At 62.3% G+C, this 20,252-nt stretch carries 20 protein-coding genes; 12 read left to right on the top strand and 8 right to left on the bottom strand.

Annotated features, from left to right (window positions below; genetic code table 11):
- Positions 1–70 precede the first annotated feature (70 nt).
- The 3 genes from GS429_RS21615 to GS429_RS21605 form a co-directional block, all read right to left on the bottom strand.
- Entirely contained in the window at positions 71–1,234 is a 1,164-nt protein-coding gene (locus GS429_RS21615; protein ID WP_160068093.1) for a signal peptidase I, read from the bottom strand.
- Between the two features lie 126 nt (positions 1,235–1,360).
- Positions 1,361–2,509, bottom strand: a complete 1,149-nt coding sequence (locus GS429_RS21610; RefSeq protein WP_160068091.1) for a CARDB domain-containing protein — start codon at positions 2,507–2,509, stop codon at positions 1,361–1,363.
- A gap of 97 nt (positions 2,510–2,606) precedes the next feature.
- A complete protein-coding gene (locus GS429_RS21605; protein WP_160068089.1) occupies positions 2,607–3,149 on the bottom strand; it encodes a hypothetical protein in 543 nt (180 codons plus the stop codon).
- A gap of 747 nt (positions 3,150–3,896) precedes the next feature.
- Here GS429_RS21605 and GS429_RS21600 point away from each other — a divergent pair.
- From GS429_RS21600 to GS429_RS21575, 6 genes are all read left to right on the top strand, one after another.
- A complete protein-coding gene (locus GS429_RS21600; protein WP_160068087.1) occupies positions 3,897–4,739 on the top strand; it encodes a bactofilin family protein in 843 nt (280 codons plus the stop codon).
- A gap of 129 nt (positions 4,740–4,868) precedes the next feature.
- Complete coding sequence (locus GS429_RS21595) at positions 4,869–5,411, top strand: DUF7344 domain-containing protein (RefSeq protein WP_160068085.1); 543 nt, start codon at positions 4,869–4,871, stop codon at positions 5,409–5,411.
- Positions 5,412–5,656: 245 nt separating this feature from the next.
- Positions 5,657–6,442, top strand: coding sequence for a hypothetical protein (locus GS429_RS21590; RefSeq protein ID WP_160068083.1), 786 nt, complete (start codon positions 5,657–5,659; stop codon positions 6,440–6,442).
- A 135-nt stretch (positions 6,443–6,577) separates the two neighbouring features.
- Positions 6,578–6,904 (top strand): EMC6-like membrane protein, encoded by a 327-nt coding sequence (locus GS429_RS21585; RefSeq protein WP_160068081.1) that lies wholly within the window; start codon positions 6,578–6,580, stop codon positions 6,902–6,904.
- Between the two features lie 2 nt (positions 6,905–6,906).
- On the top strand, positions 6,907–8,721 hold the full coding sequence (locus GS429_RS21580; RefSeq protein ID WP_160068079.1) for a ribosome biogenesis/translation initiation ATPase RLI: 1,815 nt from the start codon (positions 6,907–6,909) through the stop codon (positions 8,719–8,721).
- A gap of 350 nt (positions 8,722–9,071) precedes the next feature.
- Positions 9,072–9,563, top strand: a complete 492-nt coding sequence (locus GS429_RS21575) for a response regulator transcription factor (RefSeq protein ID WP_160068077.1) — start codon at positions 9,072–9,074, stop codon at positions 9,561–9,563.
- Between the two features lie 354 nt (positions 9,564–9,917).
- On the opposite strand, the gene GS429_RS21570 is transcribed toward GS429_RS21575, so the two are convergent.
- On the bottom strand, positions 9,918–10,592 hold the full coding sequence (locus tag GS429_RS21570) for a class I SAM-dependent DNA methyltransferase (RefSeq protein WP_328821531.1): 675 nt from the start codon (positions 10,590–10,592) through the stop codon (positions 9,918–9,920).
- 57 nt (positions 10,593–10,649) lie between these two features.
- Positions 10,650–11,171, bottom strand: coding sequence for an archaemetzincin family Zn-dependent metalloprotease (locus GS429_RS21565; RefSeq protein ID WP_160068075.1), 522 nt, complete (start codon positions 11,169–11,171; stop codon positions 10,650–10,652).
- Positions 11,172–11,210: 39 nt separating this feature from the next.
- Between GS429_RS21565 and GS429_RS21560 the strand changes: the two genes are divergently transcribed.
- From GS429_RS21560 to GS429_RS21540, 5 genes are all read left to right on the top strand, one after another.
- Positions 11,211–11,615: a UPF0146 family protein gene (locus tag GS429_RS21560; RefSeq protein ID WP_328821530.1), complete on the top strand. Its 405-nt coding sequence runs from the start codon at positions 11,211–11,213 to the stop codon at positions 11,613–11,615.
- A gap of 164 nt (positions 11,616–11,779) precedes the next feature.
- The gene (locus GS429_RS21555) at positions 11,780–12,442 is read left to right on the top strand and encodes a metalloprotease family protein (protein WP_160068073.1); all 663 of its coding nucleotides are present in this window, start codon (positions 11,780–11,782) and stop codon (positions 12,440–12,442) included.
- Positions 12,443–12,616: 174 nt separating this feature from the next.
- Entirely contained in the window at positions 12,617–13,786 is a 1,170-nt protein-coding gene (locus GS429_RS21550) for a zinc-dependent alcohol dehydrogenase (protein ID WP_160068071.1), read from the top strand.
- 126 nt (positions 13,787–13,912) lie between these two features.
- Positions 13,913–14,809 carry a TIGR01548 family HAD-type hydrolase gene (locus GS429_RS21545; RefSeq protein WP_160068069.1) on the top strand — a complete coding sequence of 299 codons (897 nt, stop codon included), beginning with the start codon at positions 13,913–13,915 and terminating at the stop codon, positions 14,807–14,809.
- Positions 14,810–14,919: 110 nt separating this feature from the next.
- Positions 14,920–16,533 carry an FAD-dependent oxidoreductase gene (locus tag GS429_RS21540; protein ID WP_160068067.1) on the top strand — a complete coding sequence of 538 codons (1,614 nt, stop codon included), beginning with the start codon at positions 14,920–14,922 and terminating at the stop codon, positions 16,531–16,533.
- Positions 16,534–16,609: 76 nt separating this feature from the next.
- Here the strand turns inward: GS429_RS21540 and GS429_RS21535 are convergent, their stop codons facing one another.
- The 3 genes from GS429_RS21535 to GS429_RS21525 form a co-directional block, all read right to left on the bottom strand.
- Entirely contained in the window at positions 16,610–17,443 is an 834-nt protein-coding gene (locus tag GS429_RS21535) for a glycerophosphodiester phosphodiesterase (RefSeq protein WP_160068065.1), read from the bottom strand.
- 95 nt (positions 17,444–17,538) lie between these two features.
- Complete coding sequence (locus tag GS429_RS21530; RefSeq protein WP_160068063.1) at positions 17,539–18,429, bottom strand: hypothetical protein; 891 nt, start codon at positions 18,427–18,429, stop codon at positions 17,539–17,541.
- Between the two features lie 134 nt (positions 18,430–18,563).
- Positions 18,564–19,604 (bottom strand): LLM class flavin-dependent oxidoreductase, encoded by a 1,041-nt coding sequence (locus GS429_RS21525; protein WP_160068061.1) that lies wholly within the window; start codon positions 19,602–19,604, stop codon positions 18,564–18,566.
- 178 nt (positions 19,605–19,782) lie between these two features.
- Between GS429_RS21525 and GS429_RS21520 the strand changes: the two genes are divergently transcribed.
- Complete coding sequence (locus GS429_RS21520; RefSeq protein WP_160068059.1) at positions 19,783–20,040, top strand: hypothetical protein; 258 nt, start codon at positions 19,783–19,785, stop codon at positions 20,038–20,040.
- The last annotated feature ends 212 nt before the right edge of the window (positions 20,041–20,252 follow it).

The following is a 20,252-nucleotide window of genomic DNA, read 5'->3' as shown; positions in this document are numbered from 1 at the left end:
CGTGCGTACATTCTGTTAATGCAATCACTATAACGATACCGGCCGAGCGCTGTCGTCGCAATTAGCATTCTTATTTCCGGAACTTTCGCTCGAGACGGGTCGATAACGAAACGTGACTGCCACCGGAACGCATGCGCAGATCGTTGTGACCGAAGAGCACGAGCACGACCGCGACGGCGACACCGACGATAACGCCGTTTACTGCGGCGATCGCGGCGAGCGGGTGCAATCCGTGGAGCCAGACCAGTACTGACGGCGGAAGCACCGTGAGATACCGATACTCGCCGACGTGGCGGGTGTACTCGCCCGTCGTTTCCGGAGCCGTAAGCTGGACCGTCGTCTCCCCGCTCGAGCGGATCCCGATCGTCTGGGTACTCGGATCGGTGGCGACGTTTCTGCTCTCGGCTTCGTGGACGACCACGATGGGGAGATACCCCGCGTTTTCGATCGTCCTGGTGAGTTCGCCCGTCTCGCCCGGCGCGAGTATCTGCGGATCGTCCTCCGGCGTCTCCGTACTCACGAGGCCGTACTCGGTGGTCCCCGACGGAACGACCATCGCCGCAGTCGCGAACGTCACGAACATGAGCAAGACGAGTCCCAGCGCCGTCCAGAACGCAATCACATTCTGACGAGAGCGCGTCCGCGTCGTCTCGCGTCGTCCCGGACCGAGCCGATCCAGCAGCGTTCCGAAGCCGAGCAACGCGACTCCGGCGGCGACCAGCAACGCACCCAGCCCCTCCGAGTCGGCCGATGTCGTCAGCCCGAGGACAGGGGCGATCGTTCCGGAAGCGGACTCCGCAGTGCTCTGGACGCCCATGATTGCAGATCCGAGATGGGGAATCGTCACCACCTCGCCGTTTACCTGCCAGGCCTCGGCGACGATCTGTCCGTCCGTGACGTGCGGTTCGGCGCCGTCCTGATCCGTGAACGGGTTTGCATCCCCCTTCGTGACGTATCCCTCGTCGGTCTCGCCGACCACGCGGTGGGTCGTTAGTCCCCCGCCGTGGAGCTCTCGAGCCTGGAAAACGACGACATCGCCCTCATCGACGGAGCCGGTGAGAACGCTCGGAATCGCAACGAAGCCGTCGCCGGCGTTCATCGTCGGCTCCATGCTCCCGGTCGCGACGTAGCCCAACAGGATCGGCTGCCCGAGGAGTTGCCCGACCAGCAAGAGGATAAGGGCGAGTGCAATGACTGCTCCGAGCGTTTGCTTGAGGAGCGAGTTTCCCGTCATCGTCCCGCAACGAAGCGTGTCATTGGTAGCAAACTATTCGATCGTCGGAACGTTTCGAACGCGGCCATCTTAAAGATCCCGAGAGGTATGACAGCGGTCGTCGGAGCTCGAGTAGCGCTTCGTTCGCTACCGCGTCGAGACGAGCGCCCAGCGACGGTTCGCGGCAATGGCTAAGAACAGGAATCCCATCGTCATCGGCGGTGCGAGCGCCGCCGTCGTCGCCGCTGAGAGTTCTCGATCTCGGATCAGGTACGGCTCGCGTTCCGAAACCGTGACCGAGCCCGCTTCGACGCCACTGACCGCGATATCGTACGTTTTCGCCTCGCCGAACTGCCGTTCGAACGTGACCGTTCGTTCCGAATTCGGCTCGAGCGTGACCGATCTAGTGTCGACGACGATCCCGTCGACCGCGAACTCGAGCGTGCGGTCGACCCGCGTGTCCGTCGGGTTCGATACGACCGCTTCGACTGTCCCCGTCTCACCCGCGGTGAGTTCGGCGGTGGTGACCGAGGCGTTGAGCACATCGATCGGCGGCCCCTCGACGGTTACCCGTTCGCTCGCTGTGCCGTCAACCCCGACGGCGTAGCGTCCCGGCCACTGCATCTGTCTCTCGAAGGTGACCGACTTCGTTTCACCGGGGTCGATTTCGACCGTCTTCCTATCGACGACGGTGCCGTCGACGGTCAGTTCGGACGTGACGTCTTTCGTCGCGGTTCCGTCGTTCCGGTATGTGGCGTTGACCGCTACCGAGCCGCCCGTCTCGAGTGTCTTCGGGGTCACGTTGAGCGACTCGAGCGTAACTGCTTTGGGACGGTCGTCTGACTCGGCTTCGGCTGTCTCGTCCTCGTACTCGACGTGCACCGTGAACGTCTCCGTGCCACTCTGGGCGAGATGGGTATCGACGGCGACGCCGATGGCTGTCGTCTGACCTGCAGACGGCTCGAGCGGGTTGGATTCGTCGAGTTCGCTCGCTTGGTCCGTGCCTTCGTAGAACGTGAGCCCGTCGACATCGTTACTGATCCAGATCCGTTCGACGGCGTCGTCGTTGACGGTGATCGAGAAGACGTCGTGGAAGGTGGTGGCCGCTCGATTGTTGAGTTTCTCGAGATCGAGTCGGAGCTCGTCGTCGGTGATCGTCGCGTATTGGGACGTTGGCTCGAGGCTGACATCCTCCGTTGGCTCGTCCTCACCCATCGGAAATGCGACTGTTGGGACTGCAAGCGCGAAGAGAAAGCAGGCTGCTGCAGCGGTGAGGAGGATTTTGGTGGATGGCATTAGTATAACTCTTGAAAAGCCCCGAGTAAGCGATAATGTTACACTGGCATAGGTGGATATAACTCTCCTTCGCTAGTGTGGGACTTAGAAAATAGTACTATGTTGACTCATCTTCCTCAGCGGTAATTTCGATTGTATCCACAGCTTCGAGGTCGGCGGCGCCAATATTAGTCGTGTCAAATCGAAATCCGACAGCAATTTCGTCATCAGGGTCATCAGATCCGGATTCACCAAGTTTCGTGTCATCGATCTCAGTGTCTGGCGTATCTCCCTCATATGCCACGAACCCATCAGTAACGTCATTACCACTATCGTTTTTTGCAGTTATATTCAAAGTAACCTGGTTTGATCCATTGTTAGTTATCGTAATTAGGTTATGGAAGTCGGTTCGTGCCTCATCATTGAGGCCATCATCATCATTATCCCCAGAAAAATCAAATGAGACTATTTCGCGGTCGCCAGTCTCTTTTTCGACAAAGTCACTATCTGATGAATCAGAGTGGATATCAATTGAGAGGAACGCATCTGCATCATCAGCAACCTCGATATCAACATCGCGATCAGCCGCCACACTACTAAACGCGCCCGTCCCAAGCGCAGCGCCGCCGCCAGCAACAATCGTACCCAGTCCAACTAACACATTGCGTCGATTCATTCTCATGGTTATGGTCTCCGTACAACCGCGCCGGAATCGCAACGACAGCGAACGATTCCGGAACGCGGTTCTTACTCACCCCAACGAAAGCTACCCACTTTGTATTGAGTATCGAGAAGGTGTTCAGGATCGGTAATACTCGCTGAACGATCATCGATACCAGCTTCAAGCCCGGCCTGAAACGCCGAAATCGACAGCCTCACTGCTTTGGGCGATAGCAACCCTCATGGCTTTGAGTACCATGATGGGGACTCGCAGTCGCTTATCGAAGAAGCGTCGTCAGGACGGGCAACCGCGAGAGTGTTACTCACAACTCAATCGGTCACTCCAAATCAGATGGCCCTGTGACCACACAGCTGACTGTCGGCAAGAAGTTGACCAACGACCAACGCAACTGAGGTTTCTAATACTGAATCGGCGCTGTCGACTGTCTCAGGGACAGTATGGCTCGATACTCGTCACAATCGCTCGAGCGACCCCCATCTCGAACGAGGCCACTGATTGACACCGAACAAGACTATCGTTGAATTATATGCCTCTTTCCCGTAGTGCCCAGAATACTTATTTATATTGAAGCCGTCATTTCCATTCGGGGGAGCAAACGGTGCCACAAGCCAGTAGCGAGTTGTTTTGTGAACACTCATAACTCAGGTTGAATTATACCGCTACCGGCATTCACTCCCCGACGCCAGCCGATGACTGGCTTCCGAACGACGAACCACGCCATAACTCATGACCCGAACACTCACGGTCGCCGCGCTCGGGCTAATCCTCCTCGGAGCGACCGTCATGGCCGGACCGACGTTCGGTTTCGCGACGATCGGTGCCGACCGCGGCGTGAGCGTCGGGACGGCCCCGGACTCGAGCGCCTATCTCGGCCTCGAGGATCGGTCGTCTTCGGCGTCGATCGGCACTCCGGACGACACCACGGTCGCCTACACGGTAACCGATAACCTCGGCGGCGTAGACCGGTCCGACATCGACGTCTCGGTCGTCCAGATCACCGACGACAGTAACCAGGCAGTCGCGACGTCGTCGCTCGCAGCGACTGTCGAGTCCGGAAGTGAACCCGGAACGTTCGATGTTCGCCTCGCGTGTGGCGCCGGCGAGACGCTCGATGGCACCTACAGCGTGCAACTGCACATCGTCGCGTCGAGCGCCTCCTCGAGCGTCGACGTGACACGAGAGACGTCCACCCAGATTTCCATCGATTGCACCGAAGTCTCCGACGAGCCTCGAGATATTACAGAAGACGAAGACGGCGATGTTACCACCGGCGGAAGTGTCTCGGTGGATAACAACGTCAATGTCGGAGGCAACATCACCAGCGGCGGGTCCGTGAGCGTTGCAAACAACGCGAACGTCGAAGGAACCATCATCGCACAGGGTGATGTTACGATCTCGAACAACGCTATCGGCGGCGATATTATCGCCGGCGGTAACGTCGAGATCCGAAACAATGCCGAAATCAACGGCAATATCACGGCCTGCGGATCGGTTACCGTCCGTAACAACGCGGACGTCACCGGTACCATTTCGGAGTATCAGACCGATATCCCGGAAGTGCAGTGTTGAAGACGATACCGACGGCGGGATGACGGAACACGGAATTCGGTGGCGGGCGAAGATTGTAATCCTCTTCGAGTTCTAACAGTACAGAATACTTATTGATAGCGAGTATAGTAAGGATAGATAAGAGCGCCAATGGCGACACAGGCTGATACTCGGTCGGGTTCCGGCCGCGGGGAAATTTTCGACCTGCTGAGTAATCACCGTCGTCGTTACGCGATCCACTACTGCAAAGGTGAGGGAGAACCCGTCGAACTCGGCGATCTGGCCGAACACGTCGCCGCCTGGGAGCTCGAGAAGGAGGTCGACGAACTGACTTCGGCTGAGCGAAAGCGCGTCTACACGTCGCTTCAACAGACCCACTTGCCGACGCTCGAGCGCGCGGAGATGATCGAGTTCGACGACAGAACGATCGAACTCACCGACGAAGCATCGGAGTTAGACGTCTATCTGGACGTCGTGCCCGCCGATTCGATCCCGTGGGGGATCTACTATCTGGGACTGACAGTAGTCGGCTCGATCGTAATGGCCGGGTTGTGGCTCGAGGTCGTACCGACCGAGACCATTCCTGAACTCGGGTGGGCGACGTTCGTATTCGCGCTATTTGCGGTTTCTGCAGTCGTTCACGTGGTACAGAACCGACGGATGCGACTCGGCGAGATGGAGCGACCACCGTAACGATGAAACCGGTTACGGCGATCGGGATGCTTCTCCTTTTACTCGGAACCCTCTTTGTTATCGGTCCTGCGTTCGGATTTAGCACCATTTCAGCCGACCGGATAGCGAACGTTCAGACTGCAGAGGACCCACACGGCGTACTCGGAGTTACAAACAACTCAGACAGTCGTGAAGCGGATATCGTCCCGCGGAACGATTACGTCGGGACGCTGTTCTACCTGGACGATAACGCTAACGCGTTCGGTATGGACGATATCGACGCGGAAGTCGTCGAATTCGAGGGCGGTGACCCAGACGACGTCGAAGCGACCGTGCGCGAATACGACGGCGAACACGAGTATCGAGTCGAGGTTCGGTGTGATTCGACCGTACGTCAAGACGATGCTACGGTGACCCTCGGTATCGAGGCCAGCGGTATCCCCACTGTGGCTCTCGAGCGCAAGTCAGGACCGATCGACGTCCGTTGCTCGCCACAGCAAAGCGGCGGATTCAGATCCGTCAATGCAGACGATATCGTGGGGCCGAACCCGACTACGCAGGACCTCTCGTTTACGATGGACGGGCGACTCAGCAAGGGCGAAACGGTGACGATCGATCTCTCGGGAATTATTGTGAGTTACGACGATGCCGAAATAACGGACATCGATGGATCCCATCAGCACGACAGTGCTAGATTCACCGAACGTGACGGAACGAGTGCTACGATCGAGTTTGAGCCACACAATCAGCTCAAGGCGGGCGACGACGTACAGATCACTATCGATGGCGTCGAAATCGGGTGGGACGGGTTCGGATTCGCGGTGTTTACCGAATCGGAAACCGGCCAGCAGGAACTTTCCTGGTTCGATATCGACCGGGGCGGATCAGCCGGGACATTCGAGACCCAAACGAGCGACGATGACGGCCCGACGACGGTGACGGATTCGGAACTCGAGCGAGCAGTTGACGAATCCGACGAGTTCGACACTCGTCAGGAATTGCTCGATCGGTTTGCGGAGACCGATGACATCCGGTACGTCGGAGCGGACTAATCGGCCCCACCGGTTCACCCGTTCGAACGCGGCTGACACGAACTGGCCGTACCGTCGGTGATCGCTCGTTCCCGAGAGCAGGATGGTCTCTCCAAACCCGAACACCTTTTCACGACCGAAAACAGAGTTCGTCCTATGTCGACTGAATCGATTAGCGACCGACGCGAGCACATCCGCTCGATCAGCGTGACGGCGCTGTCCGCACTGCTGGGCGTCGCTGCAGCGCTGGCATCCGTGGCGATCACGGGCGACGTCGCGTCAGCCGATGCCGCGGCCTCAGATACGCGGACGCTCATGCTCGTCGTAGGTGCGATTCTCGTCCAGTTCGTCCTCTATGACTTTACGGGCATCTACGGGGAGGACGAGTTCGGAATGAAACATTACCTGTTCATCACGTTCATGACGTTCTCGCTGTGGTTCGTGACGTGGGGAATCCTGCTGACCGCGGGGTACACACTGTAACCATGGCGGACGACAGCATTGCCGTCGTAGACTTAGATCGGTGCCAACCCGACCGGTGTAGCTACGAGTGTAAGAACTACTGCCCGCCGAACCGGACCGGCAAGGAGTGCATCACGCTCCGTGGCGAGGAAGCCGACGAAGGCCAACCCGAACAGATCCACATCTCCGAAGAGATCTGTCTGGGCGAAACCTGCGGGATCTGCGTCGAGAAGTGTCCGTTCGACGCGATCGAGATCATCAACCTCCCGAAGGAACTCCAGGACGACCCCGTCCACCGCTACGGCGAGAACGCCTTCTCACTGTACGGCCTTCCCGCACCGCAGGAAGGTCAGGTCACCGGTATTCTCGGGCCGAACGGCATCGGGAAAACGACCGCCGTTCGCATTCTCGCGGGCGAACTCGAGCCGAATCTCGGCCGACACGACGAGTCACCCGGCTGGGACGAGGTGCTCGAGGCCTACCGCGGCACGGAACTGCAAGACTACATCGCGGACGTCCAGGGCGGGGAGGTCACCATCTCCCGGAAACCACAGTACGTCGATCAGATTCCGAACAGTTTCGACGGGAACACCCGCGAACTGTTGGCACAGACGGACGAACGCGGCGCCCTCGACTATCTGATCGAACGGCTCTCGATCGGCCCCGTCATGGAGCAGTCGATCGACGACCTCTCGGGCGGCGAACTCCAGCGGGTCGCCATCGCGGCGACGCTGGCTCGGGATACGGACTTCTACTTCCTCGACGAGATCACGCCGTATCTCGACATGAGCCAGCGCGTCACCGCGGCACGGCTGATCCGCGAACTCGCCGAAGACGAGGACAAGTCGGTGCTCGTCGTCGAGCACGACCTGGCGATCCTCGATCTGCTGGCGGATACGCTCCACGTCGCGTACGGTGAGCCCGGTGCCTACGGTGTCATCACCTCGCCCAAATCGGTCCGGAACGGGATCAACGAGTACCTCTCGGGGTATCTCGACAACGAGAACATGCGGATCCGCCCGAATCCGATCGAGTTCGAGGAACACGCGCCACGGACCGGAAGCCACGGCGACACGCTCGTCGAGTACCCCGACCTCACCAAGAGCTACGGCGAGGGCGAGTTCACGCTCGAGGTCGAAGGCGGCGAGATTCGCGAGAACGAAGTGCTCGGAATCGTCGGACCGAACGGGATCGGGAAGTCGACGTTTGCGAAGTTGCTCACGGGGAACCTCCAGTCCGACGAGGGAGACACCGATCTGAATCTGGATATTTCGTACAAACCGCAGTACGTAACGATTGACCAGCACATGCGGGTCGACGCGTTCCTCTCGTCGATTACGGATCAGTTCGGCTCCTCGTACTGGAACACCGAAATCGCCCAGCCACTCCAGTTAGAGCGGATCATGGAGCAGAACCTCTCGGATCTCTCGGGCGGTGAGCGCCAGCGGGTCGCCATCGCGGCTTGTCTCTCCGATTCGGCGGATCTCTACCTGCTCGACGAACCCTCGGCCCACCTCGACGTCGAACAGCGAGTTCAGGCCACGAGCGCCATCCGACGCTACGCCGAGCAGCAGGATGCGACCGTGATGGTCATCGACCACGACATCTACTCGATCGACCTGTTGGCCGACCGCCTGATGGTCTTCGACGGCGAACCCGCCGCCCACGGCCGCGCCGGTCGGCCGCAGTCGATGCGCGACGGGATGAACGAGTTCCTCGCGAACCTCGAGGTCACGTTCCGCCGGGACGAGCGCACCTCGCGTCCGCGGATCAACAAGCCCGATTCACAACTCGACCGCGAGCAAAAGCGCGAGGGCGAGTACTACTACGCGCCCTGAGCAGGCAGTTGTCACAGCCCTCCCTTTGGGAACTTCTATAGGGATCGGTCTGGAATTTTATCCCGAATGGATCGGGGGACGACGAGCGGCGTCCGTTTGGCGGTGCCGGACGGTCGAGACGGAACTGGGAATCGACAGAGACAGAGAGATAGACACCGAAATAGCGTCAGGTATCGACACGGACAACACGGAGACGAGCGGACAGCCGATTTATCGACGACGCGTCGAACGGGGACGGGGACGGGAACGGAAACAGGAACGGGTGCCGAAATCGATATCAGTGATCCCTCGCTCGAGTTGGGTTCGATCAACGGGAGAGCACCGACCGTGTGCCCGGACAGCAGTCGCTCATGACGTCGAACGACGAACTGCCGGAGACGGAAACCGGCAACGCGAGGTCCGATTCGGCTCCCGGAGCGGAAATCTCAGACCGCGACCAGTCGAGCGATAGCTCGCCCAGCGAGGACGCGACCGCCGTCCAGCACGTGCTCCTCCTGGAAGACGACGACTCACTTCGCCGACTGCTCACGCACAAACTCGAGTCCAGCGGGTACGAAACGACGGCGTTGGCCGACGGCCGGAAGTGTTGGACGTTCCTGACGAACGAGGCGCCACCGGATCTGGTGCTGTTAGACGTTATGGTACCGGGACTGGACGGGTTCCGACTTCTCGGGAGAATGCGCAACGACGAGCGTCTGGCGGACGTCCCCGTCATCGTTCTGACCTCCCGTAGTCGGGAAGAGGACGTCGCGAAAGGATTCGACCTCGGTGCCGATGACTACGTGACGAAGCCGTTCAGTCCGACGTCGCTCGTCGCTCGAGTCCGGAGGATGCTCTCGTGACTGACACTGTCGGACAGCAGTCAATACGACGTCGGTCGCGAACTCGCGGGCGTCGACGTCGGGGACGGCCGCAGTAGCGCGACCGATCGTCACGTCGTTCTATTCGACAGTATGGACTGGCGGGTCTCCTGCCCGGGCCCGTCCCGTTCCGTTGTTGGGAGTCGGATACCCGTGTGGATGCGAGGCTGGGCGATGGCTCGAGTCGCGTTCCGAGATCGAGCACGAACGCAGGAGATGGGGTGGCTGTCCGTGAGCGAGGGCCGTCTATCTGTTTCCGGGGAACGACCGTACGGCCGTCGCCGGTCGCCGGGCGCCGAGCGCCGATCGGCCATCGGCGCTCGATGATCGACACTGTCACCTGTTCGTGTCCGACGGTGTGGCACGGATCACGGCGAACAGTCCGTCGCCGTGGCCCTCTCGAACGTCCGGTCCCGCGTCGTTCGAAGCCGAATTCGAGTCGGCAACTGAAATTTCGGCCGGATCGTCGAACACCGTCTGGAGTCGTTGTTCCACGGCGAAGCCGGCAGCCTCGAGTTCGGCACACGCTTCGTCGCCGGTCAGAAACGTGGCGTCGGCGTAGAAGGGACTCTCGTCTTTGTGTTCCTGATAGAGCTGCCCCACCGGACTCGAACGATCGAGGACCGCGACGACGAGCGTCCCGTCGTCGGTAAGCACTCGCCCCGCTTCGGCGAGCGTCGCCGCCAGATCGTCGACGAACGAGAACACGGTGACGAACGCGGCGAGATCGATCGTTTCGTCGCCGACGGGAAGCGATTCGGCGATACCACGGATGGATTCGATGCCCCTGTTCCGGGCTCGTTCGAGGGGATTCTCGGCGGGATCGATGCCGACAGAAATCCCGAGCGGGGCGGCGAACCGCCCGGTTCCGACGCCGATCTCGAGGGCGCGGTCGAAACGATCCGGAACGGCTCGCTCGAGGGCGGCCCGCTCGGCGCGGTAGGCGCCCTCGTGGGTCTCGAACCAATCGTCGTACTCGGCGGCTGATTCAAACGGACTGACAACGGTCACAGATTACGATCGTCGCGCCAGGAATAAAAAGTGCGGTGTGGGACGGGAGACCGTCGGTTAACTAATCAATCGTTGACAGCTTCCACAGAGGTTTTCTTCTTTGATGTCGACCTCGCGAACGGTCGGCGAGAAGTTCATCACACAGCGGTTGTTGTCGCAGTGTTCTAGCCCGTAGGTGTGGCCGATTTCGTGGACGATTTCCTTGCGGACGCGGTCCTCGAAGATGTCCGCCGCGCTCTGATTCGAGAAGCCGCCGTCGCTCGAGGTCTGGAGCCGGTAGGTCGAGACGACGCTGCCGCTACCGTCGAGGTAGGCCAGTCCGAAGACGTAGTTGCGACGCCGGTAGAAGAGGTCGTGTGGTGTAATTGCAATGTTTTTTTCTCCGCGGCCGATCCGCTCGGCGAGCTGAATGAACGTTTCGGCGGAGTACTGGTTCCGATCGGAGTCGTACGCGCCGTTTGGGATCGACTGGGCGTCATTGATCGTGACGTCGCAGTCGTAAACCGATCGCAACGCGGAAGAAGCCGCCCGCTTGACTTCTGCGGGGACGTTGCCGACCGGCACGATATCGACGAGCATGGCAAGGGCTATGGCCGCGGATGGCATAAACGTCCCGCCGTGGCCGACTCTCCCGGAACCGCGAAGACCCTACTCGATCACCTCGAGCGCTACGACCGCGTCGTGGAGGTCGGCATCGGTCGTCGAACTGATATCGCAGCGGCGCTCGCTGAACGGGGCGTCTCCGTGACTGCGACCGACGTTCACGACCGCGAGGTCCCCGCCAACGTGGACTTCGTCCGCGACGATATCGTCGCTCCCGATCCGTCGGTCTACGCGGACGCGGACGCGTTGTACGCGCTGAACCTGCCGCCCGAACTCCACCGACCGGCCCTCGAGGTCGCCCGCGAGGTCGACGCGACCTTCCTGTTTACGACGCTGGGCGGCGACCAGCCCGCGGTGCCGGTCGAACGGAAGACCCTCGAGGCGGAGACGTTGTACGTGGCTCGCGCGATGGGGCGTTGATACGGTCTGCTGTACGTCATTTCCGGCGCAACCGCAGGACGACTTGCGGTTGCACCGGTACATCGGTACAGCAAACCGTATGAGTCACCCGGTCGCCCGGTCGGAACTCCCGGGCCCCGCCACGTTCGAAGGAGTTACCAGTGATTACGAGAGTGCAGTGAGCAATGCCCGTCGACACCGTCCTCCTCGTCGCTGCGGTCGTCCTCGTCATCGCGGTTCTCGCGACGGCGCTCGTCGGCGTCGGAACGCTGCTCTGGATGGGGGTGCAGCTCCTGGCGCTCCCGGGCGTCGCTGTCCACGAGTACGCCCACAAACGGGCCTGCGACCTCGTCGGCGTCCCCGTCCTCGAGGTGGTCTACTTCCGTTTTGGAACCCCCGCCGGCTACGTCCGTCACGCCCAGCCCGACCGGTACCGCGAGTCGTTCGTCATCAGCGTCGCGCCGTTTCTCGTCAACACCGTCGTCTCGCTGGCCGCGTTTCTCGGCCTCGCTGCGCTCGCGGCGACCGGCGGCGCTGACGTCCTCTCGGTGAGCGAACTGCCGGGAGCGATGGAAGCCCCCTCGAGGGAAGAGATTGCGCTCGCGCTCGGCCTCGGCTGGCTGGGGCTGTCGGTGGGGATGCAGGCGTTTCCGAGCACCGGCGATGCGAACACGCTGTGGCGCCGTTCGCGGGCGGAGTGGCGACGGTCGCCGGTGGTCCTGCTCGGGATTCCCGTCGTCTTCGTGATCTACGTCGCGAACCTGCTCTCGTGGCTGTGGGCCGACGTGCTCTACGCGCTTGCGCTGGGAGTTGCCGCGTTCTACGCAGTCGGCGCGCTCGGGCTGTAGGGAGACCGACGTTCGCGCGCACTGTTCCGAATCGCTCCGTTCGAACGCTTTTGCACAGGCAGGGACCATCTTTAGTTGAATCTTGCGTGTGCCTTGCTACGAGGCGTACACTATGGGTCGACGTAGCACGGGCGAAGTGACCGAACCGGAGCGAATCGAGCGGGAGACCAACCAATGAAGGCACTCACCTGGCACGGCGAGAAAGACGTTCGCGTCAACGAGGTTCCCAGGCCCGAGATCGTCAATCCGACGGACGCGATAATCGAGATCACGGCCACTGCGATCTGTGGCTCCGATCTCCACCTCTACAACGACTACATGCCCGGAATGCGGGAGGGCGACGTGTTAGGCCACGAGCCCATGGGCGAGGTGGTCGAGGTCGGAAGCGAGGTCGAGCGACTGCAGGTGGGCGACCGCGTCGTCGTGCCGTTTACCATTAGCTGCGGTTCGTGCTGGTTCTGTGGGAACGAGATGTTCTCACTCTGTGATAACTCGAATCCGAACGCCGAACTGGCCCGCAAGGCGATGGGGCACTCGCCGGCGGGCCTGTTCGGCTTTTCTCACATGCTGGGCGGATACGCCGGCGGACAGGCGGAGTACCTTCGGGTGCCCTACGCCGACGTCGGCCCGGTCAAAGTCGACTCTGATATCCCGGACGAGCAGGTGCTCTTCCTCTCGGATATCTTCCCCACGGGATACATGGCCGTCGAGAACGCCGACATCGAAGCCGAGGATACGGTCGCGGTCTGGGGCTGTGGCCCCGTCGGCCAGTTCGCCATCCAGAGCGCCTGGATGTTCGGAGCGAATCAGGTGGTCGCGATCGACCGCGTTCCCGAACGGCTCGAGATGGCGAGCCACCACGGCGACGCCGAGACCATCAATTTCGAACATGAAGACGTCTACGACCGGCTGATGGAGATGACCGGCGGACGCGGACCCGACCGGTGTATCGATGCGGTCGGGACGGAAGCCCACGGGACGGGGCTCAAGGGCGTCACCGATCAGCTGAAACAGGAAGCCATGTTGGAGGACGACCGGCCCCACGTCCTGCGCGAGGCGATCAAGTGCTGCCGGAAAGGCGGCACGCTCTCGGTCCCCGGCGTCTACATCAGACAGTCGGACAACGTTCCGTTCGGTCCGCTGATGAACAAAGCGCTGACGGTGAAGACCGGACAGACCCACGTCCAGCGCTATCTCAACCCGCTGCTGGAGAAGATCGAAGACGGGGAAATCGACCCGTCGTTCGTCATCTCCCATCAGGTGGGTCTCGAGGACGGCCCGGAGATGTACGAGACGTTCAACAACAAAGAAGACGACTGTATCAAGGTCGTGATGACGCCCTGAGAGCGGGTCCCGACGGCGGATCGGAGGGAAGGGCGAGGACGAGTGCGGGAGCGGGGAAGGCAAACGGACGCCGCCACCGCCGACGAACCCGACCGCCTTTATTCTCGGCACCCCGTCTGAACGGGTATGAACGCAGATGCCGCTTCTGATGCCGATGCTGTCGTACTCGATATCGACGGCGTGCTCGTCGACGTCGCCGACTCCTATCGGCGCGCGATCCTCGAGTCCGTCGAGACCGTCTACGATCGGACGATCCACAAGGCCGACATTCAGCAGTTCAAGGACGCCGGCGGGTTCAACAACGACTGGGAACTGACCTACGCCGCCGCGTTGTACGTGTTGGCGACGAGCGAAGGGTACGGTGACTCGATCGAGGAGTTCACCGACGAAATCGCCGCGAACGGTGGCGGTCTCGACGCCGCCGAAGCCGCGATCCGCGACGAGTGCGGCGCTCGAGCGACCCAGCGTATCACCGACCGATGGGACCGCGAGCGACTCCGCGACGTCTTCCAGCAGCTGTATCTCGGTACCGACCTCTACCGCGGCCTCGAGGGCGGCGAACCAGACATCGAGAGCCCCGGGTTCATCCACGACGAACCGGTGATACTCGAGGAGTCGACCCGCGACGCCCTCGTCGAGAACTACGACGTCGGCGTCCTGACCGGTCGTCCGGAAGCCGAGGCCGAGATCGCCCTAAATCGGGTTGGACTCGAGGAGACGATTCCGACAGCCCACCGGTTTACGATGGACGACTGGGAAGCGGGCAAGCCCCACCCGCGAGCGTTGACGACGCTCGCCGAGCGGTTCGACGCCGATCGCGTTGTCTTCGTCGGCGACACGCTGGACGATGTCCGAACGGCGGTCAACGCCAGCGACGCGGATCCCGAGCGCGACTATCACGGCGTCGGCGTGCTGACCGGCGGGCTCACCGGCGAGGAGGGTCGACGGAAATACGACGACGAAGGTGCCGCAGCCGTTCTCGAGTCGATCAACGACCTTCCCGAGTTGCTCGAGGGCCGGTAGTGGTCTCCCCTGACGAGTTGCTTGCGGATCGATAGCGGTCTCCCCCGACGAGCCTGCATGTCCGCCCGGCCGTTTTTTGCCGCCCCTCGGTGTAGACCGCTGCAGTTCCAATGGCGGAGTTTACCCGCAGTGACGATCTTCCCGGCGAACCGACCTCGTTCTGGCTCGCGGACACCCTCGCAGGAGCGGCCGATAGCGGCGAGGGTGCCACCGACACGACCGACGATGTGACCGACGCGACGGCGGCGAACGGGCTCACCGAGAACCGCTCCGTCGACGTCGCCGTCATCGGGGCCGGTATCGCCGGGCTCTCGACGGCGATCAACCTTCGCGAGCGGGGGAAAACGGTCGCCGTCCTCGAGCGCGACCGCGTCGCGACGGGCGTCACGGGTAAGTCGACGGCGAAACTGACCAGCCAGCACGGAAAAATCTACGACCACCTGCGTCGGGAGTTCGGCCGCCGACAGGCGAGCCAGTACGCGCGAGTACAGGAGGACGCGATCGACGAGGTCGAAGATCGAATCGCCGAACTGGACCTCGACTGCGGGTTCGAACGCCAGCCGTCCTACCTCTACAGCAACGAGCCGGACGAGATTCAGCGCGAAACCGAGGCCGCACGGGCCGCGGGCCTCGACGCGACCTACGTGACCTCTGTCCCGCCGTTCGAGCGAGCCCAGGCAGCCGTCAAGTTCAACGAGCAGGCGTGGTTTCACCCGCGAAAGTACCTCCTCGGGATTACGAACGCGCTCCGGGACGACGACGGGGCCACAGTCTACGAACACACCCGCGTAACGGACGTCGACCCCGGGACGCCGTGTCGCGTTCGGACCCCGGAGGCGACCGTGACGGCACGCCGCGTCGTCCTCGCGACCGGGTTTCCGATCCTCGACCGAACGGGGTACTTCGCGCGGATGCACCCGAAACGCTCCTACGTGCTCGGAATCCGTCTCGACGGGAACGCGCCCGAAGGCATGTACTACCGGTCGGGCGACAACTACCGCTCGGTGCGTTCACACCGCGATTCCGACGGCGAACTCCTGCTGGTCGGCGGGGAGAACCACAAGACCGGTCAGGGCGGCTCGACCGCGGATCGGTACCGGCGACTCGAGCGCTGGGCGCGCGAGCGGTTCCCCGTCGACGAGGTCGCCTACCGGTGGTCGACTCAGGATTACAAGCCGGTCGACAAGGTGCCCTTCGTCGGTCGCGTCGGGGCCGCCGAGAACGTCCTCGTCGCGACCGGCTTTCGCGGCTGGGGAATGACCAACGGCGTCGCGTCGGGACGCCTGCTCGCCGAGATCGTCGCGGGCGAGGAGCCGCCGGAACGCGACCTCTTCTCTCCCCTGCGGTTTACGCCGAAGACGTCGGCGAGCAAGACGCTCACCGAAAACGCCGACGCGATGAGTCAGTTCGCGACCGACTGGGCGCAAGCGCTCCTGACGCCCGACCGCGACCCGCTCGAGCCCGGCGAGGGACGGATCGTCCGCCGCGGCGGGAAACCACTCGCCTGTTCGCGCGACGAGGACGGACAGCTGCACACCGCCTCGGCGGTCTGTACCCACATGTACTGTCTCGTCGAGTGGAACGACGCCGAACGGAGCTGGGACTGTCCCTGCCACGGTTCGCGGTTTGCACCCGACGGCGAGGTGCTCGAGGGGCCGGCGACGGAGGGGTTACCGACTCGAGGATCGCCGGCGGACGTGCGGTCGAATCGGGACTCGGACTGACGACGCTGGCGGTGGCGGTGTCGGATACCGGAGTAACGTAATTGTCGGAGGTTCAGCGGTGTCTGTGATGTCGGAGTCACCGACGACTCGAGACGCCTTCCAACCCCGGATACTCCGCAATGATCCCGTCGACGCCAGCCTCGGCTACGTCCGCGAACTGGTGCCAGTTCGTCACCGTCCAGACGTTGACCGTCCGCCCGTCGGCGTGGGCTTCCGCGACGATATCGATCGCCGGCTCGTCGTCCGGGAGGTCGTCGTACGACGTCGTCGCCAGCCCCGTCCCGCGGATCGCGTTTCTGGGCGGATGGATCGCCTCGCAGTCGTACCGACGAGCGATTTCAAGGCCCGCCTCGAGGTCGTCCCAGACGAGCGTCGCGGCGGCGTACTCGGGCGCACGCTGCCGCACGGCTGCGAGCGCCCCCTCACAAAACGACGAGAAGAGAATCTCGCCGTCGAAAGCGTCGCAGACCTCGACGACGCGGTCGACGAACGGGGTCCAGACGCCGCGACGCTCGTCGCGGTCGGCGGACGGTAGGGACTCGGCGAACCGCAATTCGGTCGTCCCCGGATTTTTCAGTTCAACATTCACCCCGATCGTTTCGGGAACTGCGTCGAGCAGTTCGGCGAGCGTCGGCACTGTCTCGTCGGTGCCGAGAACGCGGGCTGACTGGAGCACCTCGAGGTCGGTCTCCCAGACGAGCCCCGACGCGTCGGTGAGCGGGCGGCCGTCCCGGGACCCGTCCAACCGTTCGTCGTGGATCACGACGGGTGTTCCACAGGCCGCCGGCTGGACGTCGATCTCGAGCATCGCCGTTTCGTCGCGGTTCGCTGCGGCGACCGCGGCACCGACGGTGTTTTCGGGAGCGATGCCCGCGTAGCCGCGGTGGGCGATGACGGACGGACTGGCCATAGTCGGGCAACGTCGCCGGGGCTAATGGGCGCTGTGGGTGCGCGTGGCGCGTTCGCTCACTACGCTCGAGCGACTCGACCGTTCTCGTCGGCCGATCAGGGCTCGTACGTCTCGCGGTGGACGACCATCTCCTCGCCGTCGACGACCACCGTTACGACGATCTCGTCGCCGTCGGGATCGAACGGCGAATTGATCCAGGTGGCCGGAATCGCGTAATCGTCGTTGCTGTCTTCGGGTTCGTAGACGGAACTTCCCCGCCCGTGGCTCTCCGAGTAGGCGATTATCTCCTCGATGCTGCTGTCGATCGAGTCGACGAAGTTCACCCGCACCATCTCGTCGTCGGCATCGAACTCGAGGTCGTCGACGACGCGGTAGGTCTCGTCGTCCACGGGGTCGCCTTCGGGCAGTTCGTGGGACTCCTCGGACTCGTAGGTGACGAACACGCGCCATTCGCCGTCCTCGGTGAGCGCGACGAGCGTTTCTTCGGTCGTGGTCGTCCGGCCGTCCTCGCGCGTTTCGCTGTAAACATCGACCAGCGCGGCTTCTTCGCCCTCGAGAACGTTCTCGAGGTCGACGTCCTCGAACCAGAACTCGATGTAGGGGATCTCGTGAATATCGTCGGTCTCGTACCCCTCGTCGGCGAGTTCGACCTCGTAGTCGACGACGTCCCCGCCTCCGAACGTGAACTCGGCGTCGTCGTCTTCCTCGGCGTCGGCCGCCATCTCGGCGGGATCGAACGGGTGGTAGGTGTGCATCGCCTCGCTTACCCCCTCCAGGTCTTCCTCGGCCGCGGCCTCCATGTACGCCTCGGTGACCAGAACGGCCTCGTGATCGGCGTCTTCCGCCGATTCGTCGGTTGTGTCGGCCTCGTCGTCACCGCCGTTGTCGTCGTCATCGTCGCCGCCGAGCCCCAACTCGCTAACACAGCCCGCAAGGGCGGTCGTCGAAGCGGTTCCGAGGATCGCAACGTACTGGCGTCTGTTCATATTCTAAATCAAATCAAATGCTCATATAAGTCTTCTCGAGTTGGGCATCATATATATGCAACCGTCCGTGGTGTCGATACCGTCGTAACTATTCGTCGGCGCTCATCGTCCGACCGAGCCACACGCTCCCGCCGTCACCGCGATGAGAGTCCGACGCCCTCGGCGAGCAACGCCTGAGACCGCAGCGTATCGTCCGAATCGGCGAGCTGGTTCTGGACGATCACTTCGTCGACTTCGACGGGGAGTTGGCCGGTGAGCTCGGAGAGCAACTCCCGAACCGTCTCCGGACTGCCCGAGATCGCTCGAGGCCACTCCCCGGGCTCGATCGGCAGTTGCGTCGGTTCGGGGACGCCGCCGAGGACGTCGATCGCTTCGTCAACCGATCGGATCGGCAATTGGTCGGCGCGCCCGCTACGTAGCAGTTTCGACGAGGCGTCGGTCGTGGCTCGCAGTCGTGCGGCCTCCTCGTCGGTTTCCGCGCAGGTGACGTTCACCGATAGCATCCCCGCCGGCTCGTCCGGCCCGGCGCCGTACGGCGAGGGTTCGAAGTGCTCTCGATACACCTCGAAGGCGCGAACTGCGGGTCCCGGCCTGATAAACGCCGCAAAGCAGTAGGGTAATCCCAGTTCGCCGGCGATCTTCGCGCTCGAGGGACTCGAGCCGAGCACCCAGAGTTCCGGCACGGTGTCGCCCCGCGGGAGCTCGAGCCCGCTGAACGGGTGGTCGGGCTCGAAGCCGTCGTGGATGTGCCGTGCGACTTCGTCGATCTTCTCCTCGTGGTCGCTCCCGCCGCGGCGCTGCTCGCTGCGGTCGGCTTGGAGGGCGTAGTCCCTGGTCGGGTTGCCCGTCGCCCGACCGAGTCCGAGGTCGATGCGATCCGGGGCGAGCGCCTCGAGGACGCTGAACGTCTCCGCCACCTTGTAGGGACTGTAGTGGTTGAGCAGGACCGTTCCGGAGCCGACGCGAATGTCGGACGTCTTCGCCGCGACGTGGGGTATCAGGGCTTCGGGCGTCGTGCTCGCGAGGGAATCCGGAAAGTCGTGGTGTTCGGCCACCCAGAATCTCGAGTAGCCGAGCCGCTCGGCCTGCTGGGCGCGCTCGACCGCGTGTTCGAACGCCTCCGTTGCGGACCCACCCTCCGGAATCGGTGCGAGATCGACGAGCGAAAGCTCCATACTGGAAATTGGGTATAGGGCGGGAAGTGTGTACGCATTCGCGTTCGAATTCGTATTCGTATTCGTATTCGTATTCGTATTCATCTCCGTATCCGTAACTCGATCGACACCGATACCGATACTGACACCGACACCTGACGGCCCAGCCTTGACGACGCTCCCCGTCAAAGTGAGTCCCATGACCAACACCACCCTCGAGGACGTCGAGCGAAGCCTCGATCGCGCGACCGACCTCGAGACCGAGGAGGCGGTAGCCGTGTTGCGGACGGCTCGACAGGATATCGAAGATCTGGGGAGCGATCCCGATGTCGACGAGCAGCGACGACGGCAACTCGAGGAGCGACTCGACCAGCGGATTCGCGAGGTAAAAAACCGCGACGCCTACGACAGCGGACTCGGTGCGGCGATGAATCCGGACGATGACGAAGCGCCGTAGTCCGTTTTCTCCGGAGCGGTTTTTGCTATAGTAACAACTGGAACTGTTTACACGCCGTTCGCACCCGCTCATACGGATTGCTGTAACTATTTACTGCCGATCGCCAGAACGGGGTCGGCGATCGGCGGTAATTGACTACAGTAAACCGTACCACGGTTCGGTCCCTCCCCGTCTGCTCACGGCGGCGTGCCGCCGTTCGCACGGTGCGGGAT

The organism is Natronorubrum halalkaliphilum (genome assembly GCF_009834785.1).
In the GTDB taxonomy this organism is placed as follows: Archaea; Halobacteriota; Halobacteria; order Halobacteriales; family Natrialbaceae; genus Natronorubrum; species Natronorubrum halalkaliphilum.
Note: the sequence above shows the minus strand (reverse complement) of the source record. Positions and strands in the feature narration are given on the sequence as shown.

Excerpts from the sequence above, each read along its gene's own strand:
- GS429_RS21615 (WP_160068093.1), bottom strand. The coding sequence starts at position 1,234 with ATGACGGGAAACTCGCTCCTCAAGCAAACGCTCGGAGCAGTCATTGCA.
- GS429_RS21610 (WP_160068091.1), bottom strand. The coding sequence starts at position 2,509 with ATGCCATCCACCAAAATCCTCCTCACCGCTGCAGCAGCCTGCTTTCTC.
- GS429_RS21600 (WP_160068087.1), top strand. The coding sequence starts at position 3,897 with ATGACCCGAACACTCACGGTCGCCGCGCTCGGGCTAATCCTCCTCGGA.
- GS429_RS21595 (WP_160068085.1), top strand. The coding sequence starts at position 4,869 with ATGGCGACACAGGCTGATACTCGGTCGGGTTCCGGCCGCGGGGAAATT.
- GS429_RS21590 (WP_160068083.1), top strand. The coding sequence starts at position 5,657 with ATGGACGATATCGACGCGGAAGTCGTCGAATTCGAGGGCGGTGACCCA.
- GS429_RS21585 (WP_160068081.1), top strand. The coding sequence starts at position 6,578 with ATGTCGACTGAATCGATTAGCGACCGACGCGAGCACATCCGCTCGATC.
- GS429_RS21580 (WP_160068079.1), top strand. The coding sequence starts at position 6,907 with ATGGCGGACGACAGCATTGCCGTCGTAGACTTAGATCGGTGCCAACCC.
- GS429_RS21575 (WP_160068077.1), top strand. The coding sequence starts at position 9,072 with ATGACGTCGAACGACGAACTGCCGGAGACGGAAACCGGCAACGCGAGG.
- GS429_RS21565 (WP_160068075.1), bottom strand. The coding sequence starts at position 11,171 with ATGCTCGTCGATATCGTGCCGGTCGGCAACGTCCCCGCAGAAGTCAAG.
- GS429_RS21555 (WP_160068073.1), top strand. The coding sequence starts at position 11,780 with ATGCCCGTCGACACCGTCCTCCTCGTCGCTGCGGTCGTCCTCGTCATC.
- GS429_RS21550 (WP_160068071.1), top strand. The coding sequence starts at position 12,617 with ATGAAGGCACTCACCTGGCACGGCGAGAAAGACGTTCGCGTCAACGAG.
- GS429_RS21545 (WP_160068069.1), top strand. The coding sequence starts at position 13,913 with ATGAACGCAGATGCCGCTTCTGATGCCGATGCTGTCGTACTCGATATC.
- GS429_RS21540 (WP_160068067.1), top strand. The coding sequence starts at position 14,920 with ATGGCGGAGTTTACCCGCAGTGACGATCTTCCCGGCGAACCGACCTCG.
- GS429_RS21535 (WP_160068065.1), bottom strand. The coding sequence starts at position 17,443 with ATGGCCAGTCCGTCCGTCATCGCCCACCGCGGCTACGCGGGCATCGCT.
- GS429_RS21530 (WP_160068063.1), bottom strand. The coding sequence starts at position 18,429 with ATGAACAGACGCCAGTACGTTGCGATCCTCGGAACCGCTTCGACGACC.
- GS429_RS21525 (WP_160068061.1), bottom strand. The coding sequence starts at position 19,604 with ATGGAGCTTTCGCTCGTCGATCTCGCACCGATTCCGGAGGGTGGGTCC.
- GS429_RS21520 (WP_160068059.1), top strand. The coding sequence starts at position 19,783 with ATGACCAACACCACCCTCGAGGACGTCGAGCGAAGCCTCGATCGCGCG.